We start from the raw sequence: 6378 nt of genomic DNA on the forward strand, positions 1-6378 counted from the left end.
TTGAAGCCATAATAAAAAAACAGGCTCTCCGAAAAATACTTACCTATCATGGGAGGAACAACCGTTCCTCTTTTTTATTACTAAAATTCAAAGAATTCCAATGCTTTTTTCAAGAGCAAATCCGTATATTCTGGATCTTCTTGGGCTACTTCTATTTCCCGCTGAACTTTTTCCAAATCATCTGTAATCACTCCATCTACTCCTAAGTGAAGAGATTTGCTGATAGCTTCTGAATCATTGACAGTCCAGACATAAAGTTTCTGATCCGTTGTCCATAGTTTGCTTACAAAATATTCATCCAAGGTTGAGTACTCCATAGTATATCCTGTCGCTCTTGTTTTAGGAAAGACAGAATTGTAGGGCATGATGAAATAAACTGGCAGTTCGGCATCATACTGTCTTACTTTTTCGACAACATGGTAGTCTAAAGACTGGATTTGATGTCCATAAATCTTGAGCTTTGCAGCATAACGGGCTAAAAAGCGGTTCATCATGTCTGGACTATCTTTTTTACTGGTTTTAATTTCAATTAGTAATTTTTGACCAAGTTCGTTGGCTCGACTGAGATAATCTTCAAAGCTTGAAATTTTAGTCTGGTAGCCATTTTCAAAAATATCAATCCCTTTAAGCTCCTCCAAGTTTAAGTCTTGAGGACTTTTATTGATACCTGCTAGATTTTTCAAGTTAGCATCATGCATCATGACAAACTGCCCATCTTTTGTTTCCTGCACGTCCGTCTCCACCAAGTCTGGTTTGAGTTGTGCTGTAGTTTCCAAGGACTCTACTGTATTTTGAATCCCATTTGCATTGGAAACCCCTCGGTGAGAAATAAGTTGAGGTAGATGAACCATGGGAGCCTCCAGATAAATATAACCTTCTAAGGCAAAGAAAAGACTGGCACAAGTCATGACACCCCATCGCACGATGTGATCTTTTTCTCTCCTAGGAAGCATATCCAGCTCCTTTCCTGTCAAAAATGAAACAAATTTAACCAAAAAATAAGTCAGAGCCATATAATAGAGATTTTTAATCACGACAAAATTCAAAATACCAAGAATCAGAGACTCTCTCTGAGTGATATCATCTACCAAAGTTTGAGCCAATAATAAAGGAATCAAAGGAAGATAAAATAATAAATGTGCTTTGAGCAAGATGTAAAATAAATTCCAAGCATAAAAAGTAACTCTCTTCTTGGTTTTCTCCAAGCTAAACATCACTGCTTCTCGAACAGTCAGCTGATCATATACAATCTTCGGAAGGGCAAACATCAATCTGACAGAGACATAGAGAAAGATAAGAGATAGAAGTAGGATGCTCAGCCACCACATCCAATATTTATCTTCTAAATAAGCTTGGATAAACTCTGGAATGACGATTTTATTAAGATAATAAATCTTCAGCATTTTCCGTATAAAAGGAAAAAGCATAGCTATATAGAAAAAGATAAACAAGGCTTTAGCGCAAGTTAGCTTTTTCATAAATCCAAAACTTTCATGGAAAACCTTGCGGATATACTCAATTAGCCTTCGCTTTTCATTATAGAGGAGATGACGAGCACCAATAAAGAGGAGTCCTATTTGAAAATAAGCAACCAGAAGGTTAATTACAATCAAGGCTAAAAAAGCTAGACTAATCAATGGAGAATGAGTAAGGATGGCTAAGACATTGTTATAGGAAATAAAAAGATAACCTGTCTGATCTAATAAGAAGCTAGCCAACCATGAATTGAATGGTACCCACAAATACTCCACTATCATAAAAATCAAGAAAAATAGAAAGAGGATTTTATCAAGATTGAGGTAAATCTGTTTAAAACCCAATTTTTTAGGTTTTTCAGGTTTCATAAGCACTCCTAGTCAAATAATTGAGACAAGTCCAAGCCACCAAAAGGATTGTTTGGTAGGCTACTTTCTGTCCCTAATAATTCTCTAGCTTGATCCGACTCTAGGAAGAACTCGTAAACACGCGCCGTCATCCGAGCATCCTCTAAGCTATTATGAGACTGACCTTGAAATCCAAGAAATGAGGCAACGGTCTGCAACTTGAGATTGGCAATACCATGTAAATCCGAACTACGGCGTTCAAAAGCTTCATCATACAAATCTACCTTGTACTGCTGGCTATAGTCTAAACCATGCTCTGCTAAAATAGGCAAATCACTTTTCGCAGCATTGTAACCTATTATCGGTAAAGAACCCACAAACTCTTGGAATTCTTTTATAACTTTCTCCACTGGTGGAGCATCTTTTAAGGTCTCAGCCGTAATCCCTGTCAAACCATTGATAAAACTTTTTAGAGGTACATTGGTATGAACATAGGAATCATAGGCATCGATTTCCTGACCATCTCTAAAACGCACTGCCGATACTTGAATCAGGTGTGTCTCTCCTTCGTGCTGATTAAATTCTAAGTCAAAAGCAATATAATCTTCTAATTTTTCCATTCTATACCTCTCCTCTACTCTTATTTTACTTGAGCAACTATACTATTTCGAAACAAAAGAAGCTATCAGGTTAGCATTTAACCTAAACAGCTCCTTGATTATCCTCCAAATAAACGAGCAAAAAAGCCTTTCTTAGTGGATTGGACTTCTTCTTTTGCTTGGTCCAGCTCTAGCTTGAGATTTTCTTGATCCTTCATGGCTTGAAGGGTCAATTGTTGTTGCTGATCTAATTGTTTGTCTTTCTCAGCAATCTGACGGTCTTTGATACGCATCTGCTCGTCTTTTTCTGATAACTGACGATCCTTGGCTTTTAATTGTTCATAAAGACGAAGAATTTCTGCATTCTTCTCATCCACTAGAATCTCCATCAGTTCACGTTGTTTGACATCTTCACTGACAGGCTCATCTTCAAAAATCGTTTTTTTATAGATTTCTTCTAGCTTAATCAAGCCACTTCTGGTAACAACTGTTACCCCTTTGTCATTTTTATCTGTGTCTTCTTCTAGTAATTCTTTGACACGGTTATTGATTGCTTGGCGAGATAATCCTAAGACCTCTGCAATCTCACTGACAGTCATTTCAATACTCATAATATCCTCTGAAACGTTTTCTAGCTTTTCTTTACTTAAATCTTATCATAAGCTAGAAAAACTGTCAAATTTCCGCTTAATCTAAAGCCTTCAAAAAGGCTAACAAGACTTGGGCAGAGCGACGTCCAGCTTCAATAATAAACTCATCAAAAAAGATGTTTGCTTCATGGTTGGCATTGTCACTCATAGCTCGGATGACTAAGACTGGGAGATTAAGAGCATGCGATGCCTGAGCAATAGCTGCTCCTTCCATCTCAACTGCTAAAACTTCTGGGAAATGAGACTTAATCGCTTCTATCTTATCATTTCCTGCAACAAAACTATCTCCTGTAGCAATCAAACCAAGATACCAGTTCTGGTCCAATTGAGATAAACTCTCTTGGATTTTGGCAACAAAGGTTTTATCTGATTCGAAATAAAGCGGTTGTTGCGCCATTTGTCCATAAGCATAGCCAAAAGCTGTGACATCCACATCATGATAGGCTAATTTGTCAGCAATCACGACATCCCCAACAGCGATACCCTCTGCTACTGCTCCAGCAGATCCCGTGTTAATCAAAGCATCCACTTGAAAATGATCAGCCAAAATCGCCACACTCATAGCAGACATGACCTTACCAATTCCACTTTCTACAAGAACGACTTCATGCGAGGCAATGCTTCCTGTATGATAGGTATTCCCCAAAACAACTTGCTCTTGGGCATTGTCTAAATGCTGGACTAAATAAGCCAGTTCTTCTGGCATAGCTGCAATAATTCCTATTTTCATTTCAATTCCTTTTCTATTACAACAGTTTCATTGCTAAGACAAGCAAAATCAAGAGAAAGATGACTGCAAATAAGATTTTATTCAGTTTAGAATTGAAGACATTTCTCTTGGTGTTTTCAATGCGACGGCTTTTATGAATAGACGGTTCGACCTGAATCTTCAAGGTTTCCTGGCTAAAACCATGATCCTTAGGATTGGCATAACCAAAACGGGAAGAAGAGGTTGGTAAAATTTTTGTCTCCTCATTATCATCTAGCAAAGGAGGACCTGAAATTTTTTCGCCTCTATTAGCCCTTTCAATCATTTCATCCGTTAATAAAGGTTTACCCATATTGACCTCCTCTATTTTTTGTGCAATTCCCAATATTGAACAGCCATAATTGTCTTGGCATCACAGATATGACCTGATTGGATCAATTCCTTGGCTTCTTCTAAGTTCACTTCAAGGACTTCCAAGGTCTCATCGTCATCTTGGGGACGCGGATTTTCTACCCTTGTCAAATCGCTGGCTATGTATAGTTTTAACTTTTCATTACAAAAGCCAATGGCTGAGTAAAAATCGTACAAGAGTTCTAACTTCCCTGTATAAGCTGTTTCTTCCTCTAATTCACGCAGAGCTGCTGCCACAGGGGCTGTGTTTTCTCCTACCTCCAATTTTCCGGCTGGAATTTCGTAAGAGACAGCCTCGATAGCTTTGCGGTACTGCTTGACCAAGATAAGTTTTTGTTCATCCGTTACTGCTAAAACACAGACAGCCCCATTGTGGAAAATCAAATCCCGTTGGGCAGTTCCCTTGCCTTCTGGTAATTCAACCTGATCTTGGACCAGTTTAAATATTGGTCCTTGATAGATTTCTTTTCGGCTAAGCGTTTTTTCTTCAAACTCCATGATAGGTTCCTACTGGTTCTTAGGATGATGAGGAAGACGTGTTGCATATTCGTCTTTATTGATCTGACGACCGCGACCAATAGCAATAGCATCTGCTGGCACGTCTTTAGTAATAGTTGAACCAGCACCAACGAGGGAATTGTCACCAAGTTCTACTGGTGCAATAATGGTTGAATTTGAACCAACAAAGACATTGTCTCCAATGACTGTCTTGTATTTGTTTTTGCCGTCATAGTTGACTGTAATAGTTCCAGCACCGAAATTAACGTTGCTTCCCACTTCACAGTTTCCGATATAAGTCAAATGACCAGCCTTGGTATTCTCACCGATTGAAGATCCTTTCACCTCAACAAAGTTACCAATATGAACTTGGGCACCCAGACTTGAATTTGGACGAATGTGAGCATAAGGACCGACTGTCACACCGTCTGCAACACTACTTTCCTCAATCATAGAATTGGTAATGACCGCTCCTGCTCCGATAGTGCTGTCCACTACATAAGTACCGTTTGTCAAAACAGTCTCAGCACCAATTTTCGTTTGCCCTTTCAAGGTAACATTGGCTTCGATTTGAACTTCCGGAGCAATCTCAACATCAATATCGATATAAGTTGCTTCTGGATTGACAAAGCTAACACCGTTGACCATGTGTTTATGATTGATGCGACGACGCATAACTGACTCAGCTGTCGCAAGCGCCACACGGTCATTTACCCCAAGACTTTCATCAAAATCTTTCAAAGTATAAGCGCCAACTTTTTCACCAGTTTCACGGAAAATACCAATGACGTCTGTAATATAGTATTCGCCTTGAGCGTTATTGGTATTGATATTTTTCAAAGCCTCAAACAAACGCTCGTTGTCAAAGACGTATGTTCCAGTGTTGATTTCCTTGATTTGCTTTTCAAAATCTGTAGCATCCTTCTGCTCAACAATACGAAGAACCTCAGCATTGTCATTACGAACAATTCGTCCATAGCCAAAAGGATTATCCGTTTCAGCAGTCAAGATAGTGGCCACATTTTTATGATTGATATGGAAATCAATCAAGTTTTTCAAGCTTTCACCAGTGATTAAAGGAGTATCTCCTGCAATGACCAAGGTGTGTCCTGACAAACCTTCTAAGATAGGTTCTGTCATCATAACTGCATGACCAGTTCCCAGCTGTTCAGATTGAGTCACAAATTCTGTCTGTCCAGCCAAGACCTCCTCAACCAATTCTGCCTTGTGTCCTACAACTGTTACTGTCTTTTCAGGTTGGATAGCTCCCACACTACGGAAAACATGTTCCAACATAGAAATACTCGCAACCTTGTGCAAAACTTTTGGCAAATCAGATTTCATGCGAGTCCCTTTACCCGCTGCTAAAATAATGGCAAAATTTGACATAATTTTCTCTTTTCTGTAGAAATTCCCTTTTATTATACCATATTTCAAATCATTCCGCACTCTTGAATGAAAAAATGCTCTAAAGTCTCTTCCTTAACCCATTTTTTTGATTTTTTTGATTTTTAGGGTAGAATTATAAGATATGAGAAAACAAATTCATCCACTTATTTTATTTAGTTTTTTGGGGATTATGATGTTCATTTTAATCATCAATCGCCCACTTAATGACAACCAATCGTTTAAAACAAAATCCAATATAGCACAGATTGAAGCACAGGCTTTCCCGACTTTATCACTTA

General features: G+C 38.5%; 7 protein-coding genes and 1 pseudogene. 1 reads left to right on the top strand and 7 read right to left on the bottom strand.

Translation table 11 applies throughout. From position 1 onward, the window contains the following. Positions 1-80: 80 nt before the first annotated feature. From HT688_RS11310 to glmU, 7 genes are all read right to left on the bottom strand, one after another. Positions 81-1844, bottom strand: a complete 1764-nt coding sequence (locus HT688_RS11310; RefSeq protein WP_172923807.1) for a glycerophosphoryl diester phosphodiesterase membrane domain-containing protein — start codon at positions 1842-1844, stop codon at positions 81-83. An 8-nt stretch (positions 1845-1852) separates the two neighbouring features. Next, complete coding sequence (locus HT688_RS11315) at positions 1853-2443, bottom strand: 3'-5' exonuclease (protein ID WP_016397912.1); 591 nt, start codon at positions 2441-2443, stop codon at positions 1853-1855. Positions 2444-2541: 98 nt separating this feature from the next. After that, complete coding sequence (gene rocS, locus HT688_RS11320) at positions 2542-3033, bottom strand: chromosome segregation protein RocS (protein WP_172923808.1); 492 nt, start codon at positions 3031-3033, stop codon at positions 2542-2544. Positions 3034-3109: 76 nt separating this feature from the next. After that, entirely contained in the window at positions 3110-3802 is a 693-nt protein-coding gene (locus tag HT688_RS11325; protein WP_172923809.1) for a 5'-methylthioadenosine/adenosylhomocysteine nucleosidase, read from the bottom strand. A gap of 16 nt (positions 3803-3818) precedes the next feature. Continuing rightward, positions 3819-4133, bottom strand: coding sequence for a cell wall synthase accessory phosphoprotein MacP (gene macP, locus HT688_RS11330; protein WP_000517865.1), 315 nt, complete (start codon positions 4131-4133; stop codon positions 3819-3821). Between the two features lie 11 nt (positions 4134-4144). Next, positions 4145-4690, bottom strand: a complete 546-nt coding sequence (locus tag HT688_RS11335; protein ID WP_000393810.1) for an NUDIX hydrolase — start codon at positions 4688-4690, stop codon at positions 4145-4147. A 9-nt stretch (positions 4691-4699) separates the two neighbouring features. Beyond that, positions 4700-6079: a bifunctional UDP-N-acetylglucosamine diphosphorylase/glucosamine-1-phosphate N-acetyltransferase GlmU gene (glmU, locus tag HT688_RS11340; protein ID WP_016399242.1), complete on the bottom strand. Its 1380-nt coding sequence runs from the start codon at positions 6077-6079 to the stop codon at positions 4700-4702. Between the two features lie 142 nt (positions 6080-6221). On the opposite strand from glmU, the pseudogene HT688_RS11345 reads away from it, so the two are divergent. Then, positions 6222-6378, top strand: a pseudogene (locus HT688_RS11345) (glycosyl hydrolase family 25); the annotation flags it as partial.

The sequence above is a fragment of the Streptococcus sp. 1559 genome (assembly GCF_013276735.1).
In the GTDB taxonomy this organism is placed as follows: domain Bacteria; phylum Bacillota; class Bacilli; order Lactobacillales; family Streptococcaceae; genus Streptococcus; species Streptococcus pseudopneumoniae.